19 protein-coding genes are annotated in these 19,091 nt (G+C 66.4%); 8 read left to right on the top strand and 11 right to left on the bottom strand.

What is annotated here, in order from left to right; all coding sequences use genetic code 11:
* The first annotated feature begins 50 nt into the window (after window positions 1-50).
* On the top strand, window positions 51-1,052 hold the full coding sequence (locus tag SADO_RS08290; RefSeq protein ID WP_353110707.1) for a 1-acyl-sn-glycerol-3-phosphate acyltransferase: 1,002 nt from the start codon (window positions 51-53) through the stop codon (window positions 1,050-1,052).
* 53 nt (window positions 1,053-1,105) lie between these two features.
* Window positions 1,106-1,822, top strand: a complete 717-nt coding sequence (locus SADO_RS08285) for an NADPH-dependent F420 reductase (RefSeq protein ID WP_353110706.1) — start codon at window positions 1,106-1,108, stop codon at window positions 1,820-1,822.
* A gap of 56 nt (window positions 1,823-1,878) precedes the next feature.
* Here the strand turns inward: SADO_RS08285 and SADO_RS08280 are convergent, their stop codons facing one another.
* Window positions 1,879-2,706, bottom strand: a complete 828-nt coding sequence (locus SADO_RS08280) for a GGDEF domain-containing protein (RefSeq protein ID WP_353110705.1) — start codon at window positions 2,704-2,706, stop codon at window positions 1,879-1,881.
* A gap of 491 nt (window positions 2,707-3,197) precedes the next feature.
* Window positions 3,198-4,100 (bottom strand): Hsp33 family molecular chaperone HslO, encoded by a 903-nt coding sequence (gene hslO / locus SADO_RS08275; protein WP_353110704.1) that lies wholly within the window; start codon window positions 4,098-4,100, stop codon window positions 3,198-3,200.
* A 170-nt stretch (window positions 4,101-4,270) separates the two neighbouring features.
* Here hslO and SADO_RS08270 point away from each other — a divergent pair, with 170 nt between their 5' ends.
* Entirely contained in the window at window positions 4,271-5,581 is a 1,311-nt protein-coding gene (locus tag SADO_RS08270) for an MATE family efflux transporter (RefSeq protein ID WP_353110703.1), read from the top strand.
* Between the two features lie 51 nt (window positions 5,582-5,632).
* Here SADO_RS08270 and SADO_RS08265 read toward each other — a convergent pair whose 3' ends face one another.
* Window positions 5,633-6,682, bottom strand: a complete 1,050-nt coding sequence (locus SADO_RS08265; protein ID WP_353110702.1) for an MBL fold metallo-hydrolase — start codon at window positions 6,680-6,682, stop codon at window positions 5,633-5,635.
* A gap of 136 nt (window positions 6,683-6,818) precedes the next feature.
* On the opposite strand from SADO_RS08265, the gene SADO_RS08260 reads away from it, so the two are divergent.
* Window positions 6,819-7,613, top strand: a complete 795-nt coding sequence (locus SADO_RS08260; protein WP_353110701.1) for a helix-turn-helix transcriptional regulator — start codon at window positions 6,819-6,821, stop codon at window positions 7,611-7,613.
* Window positions 7,614-7,674: 61 nt separating this feature from the next.
* Here SADO_RS08260 and SADO_RS08255 read toward each other — a convergent pair whose 3' ends face one another.
* The 4 genes from SADO_RS08255 to SADO_RS08240 form a co-directional block, all read right to left on the bottom strand.
* Window positions 7,675-8,157 carry a GNAT family N-acetyltransferase gene (locus SADO_RS08255; RefSeq protein ID WP_353110700.1) on the bottom strand — a complete coding sequence of 161 codons (483 nt, stop codon included), beginning with the start codon at window positions 8,155-8,157 and terminating at the stop codon, window positions 7,675-7,677.
* A gap of 25 nt (window positions 8,158-8,182) precedes the next feature.
* A complete protein-coding gene (locus SADO_RS08250; RefSeq protein ID WP_353110699.1) occupies window positions 8,183-8,608 on the bottom strand; it encodes a VOC family protein in 426 nt (141 codons plus the stop codon).
* Between the two features lie 83 nt (window positions 8,609-8,691).
* Entirely contained in the window at window positions 8,692-9,945 is a 1,254-nt protein-coding gene (locus SADO_RS08245; RefSeq protein ID WP_353110698.1) for an Nramp family divalent metal transporter, read from the bottom strand.
* Between the two features lie 33 nt (window positions 9,946-9,978).
* Window positions 9,979-10,458: a nuclear transport factor 2 family protein gene (locus SADO_RS08240; protein ID WP_353110697.1), complete on the bottom strand. Its 480-nt coding sequence runs from the start codon at window positions 10,456-10,458 to the stop codon at window positions 9,979-9,981.
* Between the two features lie 145 nt (window positions 10,459-10,603).
* Here SADO_RS08240 and SADO_RS08235 point away from each other — a divergent pair, with 145 nt between their 5' ends.
* A complete protein-coding gene (locus SADO_RS08235) occupies window positions 10,604-11,926 on the top strand; it encodes a DUF2252 domain-containing protein (protein WP_353110696.1) in 1,323 nt (440 codons plus the stop codon).
* A gap of 27 nt (window positions 11,927-11,953) precedes the next feature.
* Here the strand turns inward: SADO_RS08235 and SADO_RS08230 are convergent, their stop codons facing one another.
* Both SADO_RS08230 and SADO_RS08225 read right to left on the bottom strand, forming a co-directional pair.
* Window positions 11,954-12,577 (bottom strand): LysE family translocator, encoded by a 624-nt coding sequence (locus tag SADO_RS08230; RefSeq protein WP_353110695.1) that lies wholly within the window; start codon window positions 12,575-12,577, stop codon window positions 11,954-11,956.
* 50 nt (window positions 12,578-12,627) lie between these two features.
* Window positions 12,628-14,274 (bottom strand): sulfatase-like hydrolase/transferase, encoded by a 1,647-nt coding sequence (locus SADO_RS08225; protein WP_353110694.1) that lies wholly within the window; start codon window positions 14,272-14,274, stop codon window positions 12,628-12,630.
* Window positions 14,275-14,408: 134 nt separating this feature from the next.
* Here SADO_RS08225 and SADO_RS08220 point away from each other — a divergent pair, with 134 nt between their 5' ends.
* Complete coding sequence (locus SADO_RS08220; RefSeq protein ID WP_353110693.1) at window positions 14,409-15,359, top strand: lysylphosphatidylglycerol synthase transmembrane domain-containing protein; 951 nt, start codon at window positions 14,409-14,411, stop codon at window positions 15,357-15,359.
* Here SADO_RS08220 and SADO_RS08215 read toward each other — a convergent pair.
* On the bottom strand, window positions 15,326-16,078 hold the full coding sequence (locus tag SADO_RS08215) for an FkbM family methyltransferase (protein WP_353110692.1): 753 nt from the start codon (window positions 16,076-16,078) through the stop codon (window positions 15,326-15,328). The genes SADO_RS08220 and SADO_RS08215 overlap by 34 nt on opposite strands.
* On the bottom strand, window positions 16,075-16,875 hold the full coding sequence (locus SADO_RS08210) for a CDP-alcohol phosphatidyltransferase family protein (RefSeq protein ID WP_353110691.1): 801 nt from the start codon (window positions 16,873-16,875) through the stop codon (window positions 16,075-16,077). Before SADO_RS08210 ends, SADO_RS08215 begins: the two co-directional genes overlap by 4 nt.
* 250 nt (window positions 16,876-17,125) lie before the next feature.
* Between SADO_RS08210 and SADO_RS08205 the strand changes: the two genes are divergently transcribed.
* Both SADO_RS08205 and SADO_RS08200 read left to right on the top strand, forming a co-directional pair.
* Window positions 17,126-17,653, top strand: a complete 528-nt coding sequence (locus tag SADO_RS08205) for a cytochrome b (RefSeq protein WP_353110690.1) — start codon at window positions 17,126-17,128, stop codon at window positions 17,651-17,653.
* A 336-nt stretch (window positions 17,654-17,989) separates the two neighbouring features.
* Window positions 17,990-18,973, top strand: coding sequence for a T6SS phospholipase effector Tle1-like catalytic domain-containing protein (locus tag SADO_RS08200; RefSeq protein WP_353110689.1), 984 nt, complete (start codon window positions 17,990-17,992; stop codon window positions 18,971-18,973).
* Window positions 18,974-19,091: the final 118 nt, after the last annotated feature.

Here is a 19,091-nt window from a genome sequence, read left to right as displayed (position 1 = left end):
ACTGCCAGACGCAGACAATGGATAGCAGGTTTTCCTGATCCGTTATCGACATGCAGGAACCGGCGTTCAAGCATCGCTTTTGCCTCGAGCCCGAGACCGCACGCGGCATGGTCGAGGTGGTCGGCGACCTGCAGGCCCCGCTGCGATCGCAGGCAAAGAGCACGGCGCTGCATCGTGTTGCGGATGCCTGCCTCGCTGATGCACTCGGCGCGTTCGGGCTCTTCGGGGCGCGCCAGCGGATCGCGCGGCGCTTCGCTGGCCGCCTGCTTGCAACGCCCGTCGAGCGGCTCGCTCGGCGGCTGCTGATCTTTGATGGGATGGTCGCCGAGCAGGGACTGCAGCGTGCCGGCGCCTATGCCCTGGGCCAGTTCACCCGGGGCGTCACGGTCCAAGGTCTGAGTGCCGTGCCACGCGAGGGGCCGCTGCTGGTCGTCGCCAACCACCCGGGGCTGGCCGATGCGGCCGCGCTGTTCGCGCAATTGCCGCGTGCCGATCTGCAGGTGTTAGCCGCGCCGCGTCGGCTGCTCGATGCGCTGCCGGCAGTTCATCGACGTCTGATTACCGTGCCCGAGGCGGGGCGTGGTCGCCTGTCGGCCGTACGCGACGCGACCCGTCATATGCGGTTGGGCGGCGCCGTGCTCACGTTTCCCGGCGGCCGTATCGAGCCGGACCCGGCAGTGCGCCCGGGCGCGGTGGGCGCGCTCGCGCGATGGTCTGGCTGTGTCGATCTGTTCGCGCGGCGCGTCCCGGATCTGACGATCGTGCCGGTGGCGGTCAGCGGCGTGCTTTCGTCCGCCGCGATGCAGAACCCGCTGACACGATTGCGCCGCGACGCGCGGGATCGGGACTGGCTGGCCGCCACCCTTCAGATGCTCGAGGCCGAGCCGCCCGATGTGGCGCCCACCGTGGTTTTCGGCGCGCCGATACGCATGGCCGATCAGATCACGAGCGGTACGGCTCGCGAGCGCGTGTTGGCGACCATGCGTGATCTCTTCGCCCCGCCAGGCGCTGATCCGAGCGAACTGCCTCGTACGCGGGTTTCGCGTTCGTGAGTTTCAGGCGGGCATGGGTAAACTCGACCCAGGCCTTCACCCGGTACGTTGTCATGACGAGATCCACCCATTTTGCCGCCGCCCGCACGAGTCGCTTTGCCCCTTGCAGGCCGGTCGGACGACTGATGATCGGTGTGTGCGCATTGCTGCTGTGCGCCGTCAGCCTGTCTCCGGCGGCCGCCTCCGAACAGGCGCAGGCCAAGGCGCCGATCTCCAGCACCATCGCCATGATTGGCGCCGGCAACATGGGTCAGGCGCTGGGTAATCTCTGGGCGGCAGCCGGCTATCATGTAATTTTTGCCACCCGTAATCCGGGCGAACTCGATGACGTGGTCGCCACAGCCGGCCACGGCGCAGAGGCGGCAACGGTGGCTAAAGCCATCGAACAAGCGGGCATCATCACGCTGGCCGTGCCCTACGGCGCCGAACCGGCCATCGCCAAGGCCCACGGCGCGGCGATGAAGGGCAAGGTGCTCGTGAACGTGGACAACGCCTTCGAGCATCGCGACGGCGAGGTCGCGACAAAGGCCGAGGCCGTGGGTGAGGCGGTCTATTCCGCGCAGCTTTTCGAGGGCACGCGCTTTATCCGTGCCTTCAATCTGAAGGGCGCGGGCAGTTTTCCCTCACCGGAGGGTGTCGAGTCCGCCGATTTCGAGGTGCCCTATACGGTCAACGACGAGTCCGCCCGCCATATTGCCGAAGCGCTCATCCACGATGCCGGCGGCACGCCGGTCTACGAGGGCGGGTTGGAGAACGCGCGCGAGTACTGAGGGCGCCCCGGACCGGTTCGTGTGACTGAGTACGACGCGGTGCGCCACGGCGTTGATCAGGCCCGGCGGGAGGCGGGATCCGGGTCGCGCGCCATGACCACACGATTGCGACCTTGGCTCTTGGCTTCGTAGAGGGCAATGTCGGCATCGCGCAACAGTTCGTTGATGCGCCGTCGGTACGGGCGAACCACGCTTGCGCCGATGCTGATGGTGACGGGAACCACGGTCGCGCACTCCAGCTCGAACCGGCTTGCAGCAACCGCCTGGCGTAGCCGTTCGGCGATGCGCAGTGCCGCGCCGGGTGTCGTGTCGGTCAGCACGATCGCGAACTCCTCGCCGCCCAGACGTGCGAATAGAGCGTTTGTGTCCAGCTCTGCGGCACAGACAGCGGTGAGCGTCTTGATGATCAAGTCGCCATCGAGATGGCCGTACTGGTCGTTGATTGGCTTGAAGTGATCGATATCGACGATCAGCAGCGCGATGTCGGCTGTCTCGGGTACATAGTCGGTCAGCTGTTGGCCGAGGATCTGCATGAACCGTCGGCGATTGCACAGGCCGGTGAGTTCGTCGGTCTCGCTCAACTGCCGCAGTCGCGCTTCCAGATGGTGGCGCTGCGAGATATTGCTGGCGAGCCAGAGCACCGCGCGTTCGCCGTCGACCAACGTGTGCATGGGTTTAATGCGCCCTTCGAACCACAGCTCGCCTGCCGGCCCCGCGTTCTCGTCGATTACGCCGACCTCACCGCCGGCCAGCGTATATTCCACGATGCGCAGGCAGTTGTCGGCCAGGGTCTGCTGGATTTCGGCAAGGCACCACTCGGCCTTCTCGCGGGGCAGAACGTCGAACAGGCTGAAGTCCACGAGGCAGCTTCCGTCGTGGTACATCTCACGGTCCTCCCCGCCGATGATGGCTGCGTAACGCCCGCTCTCCGTGATGATGAAGATCGGGTCGGGCAGCGCCTTTAGCGCCTCAAGCTTGAGGTGCTGTTCCCGCTCTGAAGTGCTAATGCAATCCCCCCGGATCGATAAGCCTCGCAGGGTCAAATGTGGCCCGGACAACGCCTGTGTGCAATCACTGCTTCGCTATACACGGTCGTGATAGGGGTTGGCCACGCCGCGCTGCGTTGAATCCCAGCTTGTGCGACGTGTCAGCTCACTGTGTACCCGGGTGTCAAAACGCCCGTACACACTAGCTTTCGGCCAGCGTGGTCGTGTGCCAGAGTTCCGGGCGGCGAAGCATCTAGGGCGACGACGGGCGCAAGGCCAGCGCCCACCCTTGTCCGGGATGGTGGGCGAATGGCCATGCGAGCCGCGCAACTCGATATGCGGATCTTGGTTTTTTCTATCGCCGAAAGATGCCTCGTGGCGACGCGGCCCTACTGCAGCGTAGGCGGCGGCGCGTCCGGGTTGTCGATCAGCGCTTCGACATCCGCCGGGCTGAATACGTACCAGGTGTTGCAGAAATGGCACTGGGTCTCGATCTGGCCCTGTTCCTCGAGCACGCTGCGCAGTTCTTCGGCGCCGAGCTGGTGCAGGGCACGGCCGAAGCGCTCGCGGGTGCAGGTACAGCTGAATTTCACCGGCGCCGGCTCGAATACTCGGGCCTGTTCCTCGTGAAACAACCGGTGCAGCACCTGCTCGGCGCCCAGGCCGGTCAGTTCGTCGCCGGTGATGGTGTCGGCGAGATGATTGATCCGGTCCCAGGCTTCGGGGTCGGCGACGTCGTCCTGCTCGGGCAGCTTCTGGATCAGCAGGCCGGCGGCGCGCTCGGTGTCGGTGGCAAGCCATAGCCGCGTGGGCAGCTGTTCGGACTGGGCGAAGTATTCCTCGAGGCAGCCGGCGATGGTCGGTTTGTCCAGCGCGACAATGCCTTGATAGCGCTGTCCTTCTTCGGGGTCGAGCGTGATCACGACATGGCCGCCTTCAGCAAGCGTTTCCAGCGTGTGTTCCTCGAGCGCAGCCAGCGCCTCGGCGTCGAAGCGGGCAACGCCGCGCAGCCGCTGGGCGCGTTCGCTCACGCCGGGGTTGGATTCGGCCATCAACAGACGCAATGCGCCCTGCCCCCGGATCTCCACGCTCAGGATGCCGTCGAACTTGATGGTCGCGGTCAGCAGCGCGCAGGCTGCCAGCAGTTCGCCGAGCAGGCGCTCGATGGCGGGCGGATAGTCGTGGCTGGCGATCGCGTCCTGATAGGTCGCTTCCAGCTGGGCGATTTCGCCGCGGACCTGGGTGTGGTCGAACAGGAAGCGCTGCAGTAGGTCTGTGGGCATGTCGGGCATTGTTTCACTCCGGGATCAGACCGAAAAATGTGTCCGGTGCGGGCAGAATTCAATGTGCTGACTGTGACGACATGGGCCGCCCTGCCCGTATTGGCCCGGCAATGATAGATTCCTCGGCCTTTGCCCGGCCGGTCGACCGACGACAAGCCGGTTTTCGACAGGTGTGATGGATGACAGCTGAGGATACCGACGCGCCCGTGACCGCCCGGCGCGTATTCGCGCTGGCGGTGCCGGCACTCGGCGTACTCGCGGCCGAGCCGTTGTATGTACTCGTGGACACGGCCGTCGTCGGCCATCTGGGTGCCGTGCCGCTGGCCGGCCTGGCTCTCGGCGGTACGGTCTTGTCCGTGCTCACCAGCCAGCTGACGTTTCTGTCCTACGGCACCACCGCGCGCACGGCGCGCCTCTACGGTGCCGGCCGGCGTACGGAAGCCGTTGCGGAAGGCGGTCAGGCGACGTGGCTGGCGATTTTCGTCGGTCTCGCGGTGCTGGTGTTCGGCCAGCTGTTTGCTCATCCGATCCTGTCCGCGCTGGCCGGGAATCCGGCGGTGGCGGACGCCGCAGCGTCGTGGCTGCGAATCGCCATCATCGGCGCGCCGGCGATCCTGATCACGCTGGCCGGCAACGGCTGGATGCGCGGCATACAGGACACGGTCCGACCGCTGTACTACATCCTCGCGGGCAACGTCCTGTCGGCGATCGCTTGCCCGTTACTGGTCTATCCGCTGGGTTTCGGCCTCGAAGGCTCGGCGATCGCCAACGTGCTCGCGCAGTACACGGCCGCCGGGCTGTTTCTGATCGCGCTGCGGTCCGAGCGTTCGATGGTGCGTCCGCGCTGGAACATCATGAAAGCGCAGATGGTACTCGGCCGGGACCTGATCCTGCGCAGCCTGTCGTTCCAGATCTGTTTTCTGTCGGCGGCTGCCGTGGCCGCCCGCGAGTCGGCGGCCGCGCTCGGCGCGCACCAGATCGTCTATCAGCTGTGGGTGTTTCTGTCGCTGATCCTGGATTCGCTGGCAATCGCGGCCCAGGCGTTGATCGGCGCCGAGCTGGGCGCCGAGCGTGTGGCTCGTGCCCGCGCTGCGGCCTGGCAGATCACCCGTTATTCGTTCGCCTTGGGCGTGTTTCTGGCGCTGGTTTTTGCTGCTCTGGCCGGCGTGCTGCCGCATGTCTTCACCAACGATGAGGCTGTGCTCGCCCAGGTGCCCCACGCTTGGTGGCTGTTCGTGGCCCAGCAGCCGGTGGCGGGCATCGTGTTCGCGCTCGACGGCGTGCTTTTGGGTGCGGCGGATACGCGTTTTCTGCGCACCACCACGCTGGCCTGCGCGCTCGGTGCCTTCCTGCCGTTGATCTGGCTGTCGTGGGCGTTCGGCTGGGGCCTGACCGGTATCTGGATCGGACTGACCATGTTTCTCGTCACCCGGATGGTCGCGGTGGTGCTGCGCACGCGCTCGACTCATTGGGCGGTGGCCGGCGCGTGAAGGGCCGAACACGCTGAATGACAACGCCGCCGGTTCCTTGCAGTGCCTAAGTCATGCCGGCCGGGCCGCTGATCGCGTGCCCTCGGCCGGCGGCACGTCGAACTGGTAACTGACCGGGATCCAGCGATAGCCGTCGGCCTGGGGGGTGACGAAACCCACGGATGGAAACGAGGTGTGGTAGCCGACGACCGGTATGCGTTCCTGGGCCGCCATGGCATAGATGCGCTCACGGGTGCGGGCGCCCTGGGCCTTGTCGCGATCGAACAGGGCGTGCCAGCCGGGCCGTGCCAGCGAGGCCACCTCGTGATGGGCGCAGTCGCCCCAGAGCAGCAGGCGTTGGCCCCGGCTCTCGATATGGAAAGCGAGATGGCCGGGGGTATGGCCATAGGCTTCGAGGGCATGAATGCCCGAGGCGACTTCGCCGCCGGGCTTGATCAGGCGCATCCGCTCGGCGAAGGGCACGACATGGGTGGCAAACAGGCGCCCGGACATATGCTCGATATCGCCCTTGGGCGCGCGCAGCCTGTCCTCGGTGGCGGCCCAGAACTCGAACTCCTTTGCGCCCATGACGTAGCGCGCGTTCGGGAATGCGGCCCGGCCGTCGTGAAGCATGCCGCCGATATGATCGATATGGCCGTGGGTGAGCACGACGACGTCGATCTGCTCGGGGCTGTAGCCGGCGGGGCCGAGCATGCGCGCCAGCCAGCCGCCGTCGGGTGGCGGCACGAAACCATCTGCGCCATTGCCGGTATCGAACAGAATCAGTTCCTTGCCGGTGTTGACCAGCGCCGGGGTGAAGCCGGGCTGGAATCGCGTCTGGGGCAGCAGATTGGCATGCATCAACTGCTGCACCGCCTCGGCCGGCTGATCTTCGCCCACCACGGGCCAGGGCCCGTCGAGCATCGCGCCGGCATCGAGGAGCGTGGTCACCTCGAAATCACCGAGTTGGAAGCGGTAATGGGTGGGCCGTGCCGGGCCGAGCGCGGGGGCCGCCGCCTGCGCCGGGCGCACGAGTTGTCGGCCGATGGTCGGCAACGCCAGAACGGCGGCGCCGGCACCGAGAATGCGGCGGCGGGTGATATCGGGGTGGGTGTTGAACATCGGCTCTCTCCATTCGTGGGCGCACAGGGCATGGCAGCTGCTATCGTCTTGATTCGCACGGTTGCCCGGCTTCTGTCGGCTGGGTCACCGATGCTGCGCATTACACAGCGCGAGCGCATGGGTTGGAGATTGGCCGATGGACGCTTCCCGCGACTTGTACAAACGTGCTGCCGAGCAGCGCAAGACGGCCGATGCCCTGTGGCATCTGGATACCGGGCGGATGCTGTTCATAGCGCCGCTGTGGCATAACCATGTTCACCAGCACGGTGCGCCGGTTTTTCTGGCCGGCATGCACGACCGTTTCGAGCTGCGCGTCGAAGGCGGCGGCTGGCAATCCTGTCGTACCGCGGTGATTCCCGCCGGCGTGGCGCATGAACTCCAGGTCCACGGCAACCCGGTCGCGGGCTTGTATCTCGAACCGTCGATCGACGGCGTTCATACGCTGTTGCCGTTGCTGCGACATCGGCGTGAAATCAACGGCGTGTTGACCAGCGCCGGCGGGGAATACGCGCTGATTCGCGAACTCTGGGAGGGCCGCACGGGCCTGGCGTCGGCCGGGCTGCTGTTGAACGACCTGCTGTGTTTTTCCAGCGCCCGTGCGCCGGCGCGCATGGATACGCGGATCACGGCCAGCGTGGCGGCCCTGGCGCGGGTCGCGGAGGCGCCGCTGCCGCTCGCCCGGCTCGCGGCAGACGCGGGTTTATCCGTTTCGCGTTTCCAGCATCTATTCAGTCGGCAGGTCGGTGTGCCGTTCCGCCGCTATCGTGCATGGGCTCGGATGCGGGTGGCGATCGAAGCGATCGTGGCCGGCGCCAACTTCACGGCGGCATCGCACGCCGCGGGTTTTTCGGACCAGTCCCATTTCAACCACGATTTCCGCCGCACTTTCGGCGCGCCGCCCTCGGTAAGTCTGGCGCGCCTGCGAGAGTGAATGCCATCGCCGGCACAGGCCTGCTCGGCGCGCGACGGCCTGGGCCGTCAGGCTGCTGTCGTCAGCTGCCGGCGAAAGCCACCAAGGCGTCGCCGGTCAGACGATAAGTCGTCCATTCCGATTGCGGCCGCGCGCCGGCGGCTTCGTAGAATTCGATCGCCGGTGTGTTCCAGTTCAGTACGCTCCACTCGAACCGGCCGCAGCCCTGCTCGACCGCCAACCGAGCGAGATATTTGAGCAGTGCCTTGCCGGCGCCGCGCCCGCGGGCATCCGGCGTGACATATAGGTCCTCGAGATACAGCCCGTTACGCGCGAGCCAGGTCGAGTAGTTGTAGAAACAGACCGCGAAGCCGACCGGCTCGCCGGCGTCCTCGCAGATGAAGGCGAAGGCGCTCGCCGCGTCGCCGAACAACGATTCCTCGACGGTCGCTTCGGTGGCGACGACCTCGTCGGCCGCTTCTTCATAAACGGCAAGTTCCTGCACGAAACGCAGGATCAACGCGGCGTCGGCGCGCTCGGCCGAGCGGATGGTCAGATCGGACATGGTCTGGATGCTCTGGGTAAGGCGCCTATTTCGCGAACAGCTGGCCGCGATCCTGGAAGGCCTTGAATTCTAGAGCATTACCGCAGGGGTCGAGCAGGAACATGGTCGCCTGTTCGCCGGGCTGGCCTTTGAAGCGCACATGCGGCTCGATCACGAAATTGGTATCCAGCCCGCGCAGGCGCTCGGCCAGCGCTTCCCATTCCGCCCATTCGAGCACGATACCGAAATGCGGCACCGGCACGTCGTGGCAGTCGACGGCGTTGGTGTGGACATCATCCTGCGAGGGCGTTTTCGGATGTTCGTGGATGACCAGCTGATGGCCATAGAAATCGAAATCCACCCATTGCTCGGCCGAGCGGCCTTCGCTCAGGCCGAAGGTCTCGCCGTAGAAACGGCGTGCCGCCGGCAGGTCGTGGACAGGGATCGCGAGATGAAAAGGAGAAAGCGCCATGAGGGGCCTCGCTTCGAATCGATACGGTCGATTGTGTTCGACCGAGACAGCCGCCCGCAATCCAACATTTGTGGCGTACTGACCTAACTGGAGACCACGCCGAACACGCTCAGCAGCGTATAGACGCCGAGCCCGGTCGCCACGAAGAGCACGATCGCGCCGAGGATATTGCCGAGCACACCGTTGCGATAACGCCCCAGCAGCGCCGAACGGTTCATCACCCGCAGCAGGAACAGCGCGACCAGCGGCAGCAGCACGCCGTTGGCGGCCTGGGCCACGACAATCGCCTGCACCGGGCTGGTGCCGAACCAGGCGAAGCCGGTGCCGATGAGGATGATCACGGCCCACACGGCTCGAAACGGCAGGCTGGCCAGATCCGGTTTGAGGCCGAGTGCGCCGGTCACGGCATAGGCCGCAGCCAGCGGCGCGGTGACCGAGCTGGTCATGCCGGCCGCGAACAGACCGATGGCAAAGAACCATTTCGCGCTCACGCCCAGCAGCGGTTCCAGCTGGGTCGCCATCTGACCGGCGTCCTCGATCGGCGTCTGGGTGGCGAAGAAAGCCGCGGCCGCGGTGATCACGATCGCGAGTGTGATCGCACCGCCCAGGATGATGGAGATGATTGTGTCGCGGCGGGACTCGGTGAGCGCAGTGTCGGTGGCGATCTGTTCGGGCCATTTGTCTTGGACCGCGGCCGAATGCAGGAAGAAGTTGTAGGTCACGACCGTGGTGCCGACCAGCGCGATCACGGTCAGTACCGAGCCGGACGGAATGCCGGGCGCGAACAAACCCGACAGCAGCGCGCCGATGTCGGGTTTTACGATGATCGCAGTGAGCAGGAAAACCACGCTCATGGTCAGCACCAGCGCGATCAGCACGCGCTCGATGAGCTGGTAGCGCCCGGTCGCCAGCAGCGCAAAGGCGCTCGCGCCGACGATCAGCGCCCAGACCCGGGTCGGCAGGCCGACGACGGTTTCCAGCCCCAGGGCGGCGCCGGTGATGTTGCCGGTCTCGAACGCGGCCGTGCCGAAACCGATGGCGACGAGCACCAGAGCGACCGCCAAGCCCTTGAACAGCGGGTGATCGAAGCTTTCGCGCAGGGCCTGGCCGAGCCCGAGCCGGCTGACGATGCCCAGCCGCGCGCTCATTTCCTGCAGCACGATGGTCGCGAAGATCGAAAACGCCAGCGCCCAGAGCAGTGCATAGCCGGTCTCGGCGCCCGCGACGCTGGCGGTGGTCACGGTGCCCGGGCCAATGAAGGCGGCGGCCACCAACAGGCCGGGGCCGAATTGCTTGAGCCGTTTCAGCATGACGTCTTCAGCATGGCATAGCGGCATGCGCCGCGTCCCGAGAGACCCTTCTCGGTGCTGCTATGGCGAATCCTTTTCCGCAGCCGGCGCGCCGAGCGGCGAAGGCCGCATGTTGCGAATGCCGGCAATACGCCACTGGTCGGCATCCCGAACCACCACAAAGCTGGACCACATGACGCGCCGCTGGCCGTCGGCGCGCACGATCACATAGCGGGCATCCGCGATCGCAGCCTCAACGCCCAGGGCGCGGACCTGTTCCACGTGCAACCGCCGCTCGCCCGGATTTTGGCTGGAACTGCGCTGCATGCCCGCGAGCGCTGCATCGCGCCCTCGCCGCCATTGGCCGGACGAAGTCAGCTGATCCATATCGGCGCGCAGCAGCGTTTCCAGCGCGGCGCGATCGCCTTCAGTCCGCGCCGCCTGATAATCGTCGACGAGCTGCACGATCGCTGCGCGGGCCGAGTCATCCAGAGTCGAGGCCTCGGATGCAACGGCGGCACCCGGCATGAGCATCAGGCCGATCAGCACGAGGCGGACCATTCGTTTTAGGGCGTTCATTGCGGTACAGCTTCCAGTTCAACGGGCCGTGCTTTGATTATGCCCGCGTCTGCGATGCCGGGCCGACCGGCTTTGCCCGGCGCGGCGTGGTGCCGTAGTTTGACGCGTTTGCGCGAAGACCATCGCCATGAACTTTCCTTTCTTCACCGGCAGCGAGCGCGAGTCGCTCGTACTTGCCGAGATCGATGCCCAGAACCGCGATATCAGCGATGCCGACCGGGCCCGCAAGTACGCCAAGATGTCGAAATCCGCCTACCGGTTCTTTCGCGGAACGGCGCATCTGTACTGGCGCGATCACTGGAACGACTGGCGCCATCATCGCTTCGGCGGTGTGTTCGACAGCCAGACCTGGCTGCAGGGCGATGCTCATGTCTACAACTTCGGCGCCTACGGCGATGATCGCCAGGGCGTGCACTACGGCATGGACGATTTCGACGACGCCTTCATCGGCGACTACCAGTACGACCTCTGGCGCCAGGCGATCAGCATGGTGCTCGACGCCGACGAGAACGCCGAGCTGTCGACCAAGAAGACCCGGCGCGCGATCCGCCATTTCCTGTCCGCCTATTTGGACACCGTGGAAGACCACGCCGACGGCCGCAGCGCCGACGATATCCACGTGAAATACATCAAGAAGCCGATCGGCCCGTTCATGCGCGAGGTGCTGGCCGAGGAAGGCGTGGCCGAGCAGCTGGCCAAGTGGACGGTGATGAAGGACGGCGAGCGCCTGTTCGATACCGAATACAAGAAGCTCGCGCCGCTCTCGGCCAGCGAACGCAGCGAACTGCTCAAGGCGCTGGCCGAGGATTACCCCGAGACGCTGCAGCCCGGCAGCATCGAGGGCCGCGATGCCTCACATTTCGCGGTCAAGGACGTCGCTCGGCGCGTGAACGCGGGCACCGGCTCGCTCGGCGTGGCGCGCTACTACGCGCTCGTACAGGGCGCCAGCGATAGCCCCGACGACGACATCATCCTCGATATCAAGTCACAGCAGCGCCCGTCCGCCTATCCATACATGAGCACGGCGGACCGCCGTAAATGGCGCAAGAGCTTCAAGCACGAAGCCGAGCGTCATGCCCATGCCTTCATCGCGCTGGCCGACCATGCCGACGAGTATCTCGGCTGGCTCACCCTGGGCGACAACCATTTCTCCGTGCGCCAGCGTTCGCCCTACAAGGAAGACTTCCCGACCGACGACATCGACGACTTCAAGGAATATCGTCGTCTGAGCCGCCAGTGGGGGCGCATCCTCGCGCGTGAACATATCCGCGGTGCCCATGCGCTGCGACCGGACGATCCCGGCTGTTTTTGTCGGGCGGTCACCGCCTTCACCGGCGATAAGCGCGAAGCGTTCAAGAGCCAGGTCGTCACGCTGGCGATGGACTATGCCGAACAGGTCGGACGAGACCATGCCGTGTTTCTGGCCCATCGCGCCGGCGACGGGGACTGAAGCCGGTGGCACGCACTTGGCTCGGCGTTACTCCAGCGCGAGCCAGATGCCGACGCCGATCATCAGCGAGCCGGCAATGCGGTTGAGCCACATCACGTTGCGCGGCTCGTTCAGGAGGCTGCGGACCAGGCGCCCGCTGCTCGCATAGAGCAGCAGACTGGAGAACTCGATCGTCAGGATAAGGCTGATCAGCACCGTCAGCTGTGGCGCGAGCGCGGTCTCGGCGTTGAGAAACGGCGGTAGCAGCGCGATGAAGAATGCCCAGCCCTTGGGATTGGCGACCGCGGTGACAAAACCCTGGGTTATCAGCGGGATCGGGCGCAGTGTCGGCGCGGCGCCGGGCGCGCCGTGCATGGCCGACGTGCCCTGCGCGCGCCACATTGTCACGCCCAGATACACGAGATAGGCCCCGCCGGCCCATTTGAGCGCCATGAACAGCGTCGGATAACGCAGCATGATCGCGGCCGCGCCGATGACGGCCGAGACCGCCACCAGCCCCACGCCGACGAGCTCGCCGATCATCATCCACAGGGTGCGGCGCACGCCGATGCTCATGCCCAGGCTCAGCGACAGCATCATGCACATGCCGGGGGTGAGCGAAACCAACAGTAGCGTCGGCACGAACAAGGCAAATCGGGATAAATCTAGCATCACGAACCCATTCAGCAGGGCGCGCAGTGTAGCGCTCGAGAACGCATTTATCAGTCGTTTGCCGGCATCTCGGGCAGCGGCGCGCTCATGGCGCGCACAAAGTCCGCACGAAATTCGTCCATGGGTACAACAGGGGCGTGCGGCCCCGGAATCAGGCCCGCGGTGAGCGGCCAGGAGCGCAGATTCGATAGCAGCTCGGGATCGTCCGCAACGAAATGAATCGGCACCGCCTGCGATGCCTGTGCGCCGGTGATCAGCGGCGCCGGCTGGTGATCGCCCAGCACGATGAACAGCGTGTTATCGCCGTGGCGGGCCATGAACGACCCCACGGCGGCCAGCGAATAATCGATGGCGCCCCGGTACTGGGTACGTACGCGTTCGGCGTCGCGCCAGACCACCTCGGGCGGGTCGCCGCGGCGCGCCTGGGGGGTGAAGATCGTGCCGTCGCCCACGGCTTCCCAGGGCACCATCTCGGGTATGGGTGTCCACGGCGCATGACTGGAGATGAGCGCGGTCTCGATCATGAGCGGCGCCGGCATCGCCGCCGTCAGGCGCTCGGTGGCGCTGAGCGTGTATTGATCGGGCATGGTGACCCAGTTGAAGGCCTCGCCGCGATAGCCCAGGTCCGCGGCGGCGAGCACCTGGTCGTAGCCGAACCAGGCGGCCTCCGGCCATGCGAGCGTAATGGCGGGCATGGCCGCCACGGTGCTCCAGCCGGCGTGCTTGAACAGCCGGTTCAGACTGGCGCGATCGCTGTCGATGAGCCGGTCGTAGCGGTTCTGGTTGTCGACCCACAACCCCGACAGCAACGTGGCGTGCGCGAGCCAGCTCTGGCCGCCCACAACCGGGGAATCCAGCCAGCCGCTGCGTGCACTCAGCCCGGCCGCGCGCAGCGACGCCTCGATCCGCTGCAGGCGTTTACGGGTGCTGTCCTGATAGCGCGGATCGTCGAGCGCGCTGCGCCCATAGGATTCGACGAAGACGACCATCACCCGCACGCCCGCGAGCCGTGAGAGCAGCGCGTCGGCCGGGATGCCGGCAAGCGCATCCCGGGGCAGCGCGCGCTCGAAGGCACGCCGATCGGCCAGCGCGGTTTCGATGCCGGCGACCCGCGCGCTGATGTAGCCGCTTGCCGAACTCCTGAACCCCGGCGCCAGATCGCGTGCGCCCGGCAGTGCCGCTATCACCAGGCACAGTGCGCCGAGACCGGCGATTGACAGCGTGAACCGCGTACGGGCGTGACCCAGCCGTGCAATACCGCCCAGACCCCAGAGCATGGCGCACAGCCATGCCAGTGCCGCGATGAGCACGCCGGCCAGCAGACTGGCGGCTGGCCAAACGCCGAGTGTTCCCGACAGCATGCGCCAGCCGTCGGCCACAAGACCGAGGTCGCGCACCGGATCGAACACGCGAGCGAAGGCCGTGCGCACACCCACATCCGCCGCGCAGAGCACGCCAACCAGCAGCGCCCAGACCGCCACCACGCCGCGGATCGTCTCGAACACCGCGCGGGGCCGCGCCAGGCCGAGCGCCACGACCGCCCATAACGCTTCAATGGGCAGTTTGATCGCCGGCGCGGCCGTGTCAGGTGCCAGCAGCGCCGGTAGCGCGAACACGCCTGCCAGCAGCCCCAGGCCGAGCATCACCCGGACGACCGGCCAGGCGCTTTTCAACCGCTTGCGCTGCGTGTCGCTCATGCTCGCGACCATGCCCGGCACAAGCGCCGCGCCGCGACGCGGCATCCTTTTTTGGAGGCACCACCGTAGAATTGGGCATCGCCGCCACGCCGGAAGCTGTTCGAATCGCCACATCGTCTTTCATATCGCCGGTCATGGCCGTGCGCTTCAGCCTGCTGGCCGGGTTGATCGGGCTGCTTGCCTGGCAGGTCGATCTCGGCGCAGCGCTGGGCGCGTTGCAGGGCGTCGATGGGACCGTCGTGGCGATAGCGCTGCTGGGCGTGCAGTTGCACGTTCTGCTTTCGGCCGTGCGATGGCGCGTGACCGCGGCGTGTCTGGGCCAGCGGCTGGGTTGGCGAGCCGCGATCGGTGAATACTATGTCGCCAGCTGGTTGAACCAGGTACTGCCGGGCGGGGTGTCCGGCGACGTGCTTCGGGTGGTGCGCAATCGCCAGTCCGAGCGCGTAGCCGATCAATGGCAGACGCCGGCCCATGCGGTGTTGCTCGAGCGCCTGGCCGGCCAGGTGGCGTTTGCGCTGGTAGCCGTTGTCGGCCTGCTGTGCTGGCTGGCTACGGCGACGACTGTGATGCCTGCTGCGGGCCTGCGTCTGGTGGTGACCGTTGTGCTGGCCTTGCTGGTTTTTCTGGGCTTGGCAGGCGTCACCATGCGCTTCGCGCGTTTGGGCGCATCCCGGTTTGCCCGTTTTCTGGTCGATTTCGGTCCGGCCTTGCGCGTGGCCTGGTTCAGTCACGGGCTGTGGTTTGTTCAAGGCGTGCTGTCGTTGTCGATCGTGGCCTGTTACTTGGCGGTTTTCGCTCTGGCTTCGTATGCCGTGGGTGCGCCGTTGCACCCGATAACGGCCGTGATGGTTCTGCCGCTGGCATTGTTGACCATGCTGGTGCCGGTGTCCTTCGCCGGCTGGGGCGTGCGCGAAGCCGCAGCGGCTGCGCTCTGGCCGCTGGCCGGCTATAGCGGCGCTGACGGTGTCGCTGCCAGCGTGGTTTACGGGCTGGTAACGCTCGCGGGGGCGTTGCCCGGTGCCGTGATTCTGGTGTGGCGGCCGTGGCGGCATCAGCCGTCGACCGTGTCCGACAGCCGGGCGTAGATATCGCCCGGTGCGCGCGTATCCGACAGGTTCGCGAGTTCCGTGCGCATGGCGTCGGCGTCGATCCAGTCGGCGTGATAGAAGCGGTGGCTTTCCCCGACCACGCGATTGAAGCGGTAGCGGCCGAGCGTTTCCAGGCGCGCGATACAGGCACGCGCGATATCCGGCGTCGCCGGGTTGTATTCGAAGGCGACGAGCGCAATCGGCTGGCTGAGGCCGTCGAGAATCTCGGCTTCCAGGCCTTCGACGTCGATCTTGCAGAAGTGAGGCACGCCGAACTCGGCGATCAGTGCATCGAGCGTGCTGACTTCGACCTCGACCCGATCCTGCCAGCGGACCTGGCGAAACCCCGGCCGGTGCGTCACCTGATCGATCCAGCGCGATGAAAGTGTCGATACCGTCGGATGACGGCTCGAGACATGCAGGGTCGCCCGCCCGGGCGCGCTGCCGAGCGCGACAGCGCGGGTCGTGATCGACTCACAGGCCACCCGGCGCGCGAGAAAATCGCTGAACACCGGCTGCGGCTCAACCCCGACGACCTGGGCGCCCGCGGCAGCCAGCGCGCGGCTGCGATGGCCGACATGCGCGCCGATATCGAACGCCCGATCCCCCGGCGCGATCAACGCCCGGTAGAAACGCCGCAGCGCGATGGTGCGCCAGGGCTGGGCGTAGTAGATGATCAGCGATCGCCACAGTCCGAGTGCGGCCCTCGGCGTCATGCGCGATAGCCTTGGGCGGACTGCCGCGCCAGCGCGACCACGTCCACGGCAAACGACCAAGTCAGCGCAATCAGGGCGATCACCCCCATCGCCTGCGCGGCCGGTGCGGATACGAACGGGCTGATCATCAGGCACAGCAACACGCCCTGCGCGGCGCACACGACCTTGCGGCGCATGGAAGGCGCCAGCGCGCCCTGGATGCGTGATACGCCGAGCTGTGCGCCTGCGAACGCATAGCGCATCAAGCCGATCAGCACGATCCAGGCGCCGGCCTTACCGCTGGCGGCGACCAGCATGGACAGGAACAGGATCAGCAGCGCATCGATTTCCATATCGAAGATCGCGCCCAGGCGCGAGGCCATGCGACCGCGCCGGGCGACAAAGCCGTCGGCGCCGTCCAGGGTCAGGGCGACGCCCGCGATGGCGGTCGCCAGCCAGGAGAGCGCGACCGAATGCTCGGCAAACAGAAACTCCACGACCAGCGCGCCGGTGAGCATGGTGAGTGCGGCGCGGATCGTGGTGACAACGTTAGCGAGTCCGAAGCGCGCATAGGGGTGCCAGGGCATCGCGAGCACGACGAGGCTGGCGATGGGCAGGAAGCCGATCGCGACAAGGACCGGAAAATGCCAGCCCAGGTCGAATACCCGGCCCAGTTCGAGGCTTGTGAGCACTAGCGCGGCAAACACCGCGCCCATTGCGCCCATCGCACTGCGCCGCAGACGGCGCAGCGTACCGCTGTCCGCGGGGATGATCGCAGGCTCCGCGGCGTTGGACAGCGCGTCGAGCAGGAATCTCATGGCGCCGCTGTCCGTGTTTCGTGCGGGCATACAGCCGTCTGCAAACGGTGATTCGTGAGAGCGTGCATATCAGGGCGTCAGGTGCTGGGCGTCAGGTCCGGGCGTTAAACGACACGATAACGCGTCGTTCGTCATGTCTACGTGCTGCATGGGCCTGTAGAGGCTCGCGGGGCGTCTGCCGAAGCAGCCAGACAAGCGTAGCGGGTATGCGCCATAGTTAGGTGGTCCGCGGCATTCGAGGAGCGCAGCAATGAATACGCAGAACGGCGCCGGCTATCATCCCGTCGCGCGCGCATTTCACTGGATTGTGGCTGTGCTGGTGTTCGCAGCCTGGCCGCTGGGCGCGGTCATATCGTTCATCGCCAAGGACGCACAGACCGCGTTCTATTTCTGGCACGAATCGCTCGGATTTCTGGTGCTCTGGCTCATGCTTGCCCGACTGTGCGTACGGTTTCTGACCCAGACGCCGCCCAAGCCAGAAATGCCGGCCTGGCTGGCCGGCGTCGCGCACATCAATCAGTGGGCGCTCTATCTCGCCCTGATCGCACAGCCGGTTATCGGCTTTCTCACCACCAACGCGCACGGTTTTCCGCTCGACTGGTTCGGCCTGTTCACGGTGTGGAGCCCGATCGGCAAGTCGCCGGCCATCGCCGACACGCTGTCTGCCGTGCACTACTGGCTGGGCCTGGCGATTCTGCTGTTGATCGCGCTGCATATCGCCGGCGCGCTTTACCACCGCGTGATTCGCCGCGACGACACGCTTTCGCGGATGACGTGAGCCGCATGTCGCGGGTGGGCCGCGACGACAGCTGCCGGCTTCGTACGCTTAAGCCCTAGAGCGTTCGACCAGCGCCTTCGGACCGAGCCTTGATGCGGCGGCGAGACAGCCCATCCGTTCCTGCTCGCCGGTCATTTCGCTGCGGATCATCCCCGGGTCGAGGGCGTGGACCGCAACCTCGGGCGTTTCGACGCCGGCGACTGAGCGCCCTCAGCGCCCGGCGGGCGTCAAAGGAGTCGTTGCAGAAACCAGCTGTCTCGTCAGACTTCCGGATTGTCGCCGGCGGGTCGGGCTGGGACCGTGAGGTATCGATTCCGACCCTGCGCACGAGGTCCCATGAGCAAGGACATCGTCGTCTGCTGCGACGGCACGAACAGCCAGTTCGGTGGACTCAACACCAACGTGGTGCATCTATACGAGGCACTGGCGAGCGATCGGACGGACCAGGTTTCCTTTTACGAGCCGGGGGTCGGCACCTTCGGCGCCGATTTCTTCGGCGTGAACGTCGGCGAGACCATGGGCAAGCTGCTCGGCGCCGGCTTCGGCTACGGCATCCAGCAGAATCTGGTGCGTGCCTACCGCTTTCTGATCGATACCTATGTGGCCGGCGACCGACTGTTCATCTTCGGCTTCAGCCGCGGCGCTTTCACCGCCCGCACCCTGGCTGCGCTGGTGGATACCGTCGGCGTGCTCGAGACCGATGCGCGCGACCGGGCCAAGGCCGCGGTCAAGGCCTATCTCGATGACGGCGAGGCCGAAGCGCGCGATGCGGCGCCCACCGCGCGTGCCTGTGCGCCGTATTTCGTCGGCGTCTGGGAAACCGTCGGCGCGCTCGGCCTGCTGATGCGCCTGCGGCGCTTCCACGACAACCGCTTGAGCCCCGGCGTGACCCATGCCGTACAGGCGCTGGCGATCGACGAGCGGCGCGGCCCGTTCAAGCCGACCCTCTGGGACGAGCAGTCGCTCGAACCCGGCCAGCATGTGCGCCAGGTCTGGTTTGCCGGCGTGCACAGCGACGTCGGCGGCGGCTATGCCGAACGCGGCCTCGCCGATCTGTCCCTGCGCTGGATGCTGGAGCGCGCACAGGCCGCCGGCCTGGCGCTCAAGCTCGATGCCCGCGAGCATATTGACGGCGACCCGGCCGGGCGGCTGCACGAGTCCTATCGCGGCGCCTGGCGCACGCTCGGCAAGCATGTTCGCCAGCCGGGCGCCGACGCGTCGTTCCATGCCTCGGTCGCCGAGCGGCTGGCGCAGGTGCCGGCCTACGATCCCGACAATCTGCCGGCCGCCGTTCGCGAGGCGTCGTCCGGCCCGCGCTGATCGGGTGGCGCAAGCCATGGACTGGGCGATCAAAGCGCCCGCGCTGCGCACTCGCGGTGCTACAACGCTGCCGGGCCGGTCGCGCCCGGAAGATTCGAGAGCGCGCCGGCCGGCTCAT

The organism is Salinisphaera dokdonensis CL-ES53, from assembly GCF_040361215.1.
Lineage (GTDB): Bacteria > Pseudomonadota > Gammaproteobacteria > Nevskiales > Salinisphaeraceae > Salinisphaera > Salinisphaera dokdonensis.
Note: the sequence above shows the minus strand (reverse complement) of the source record. Positions and strands in the feature narration are given on the sequence as shown.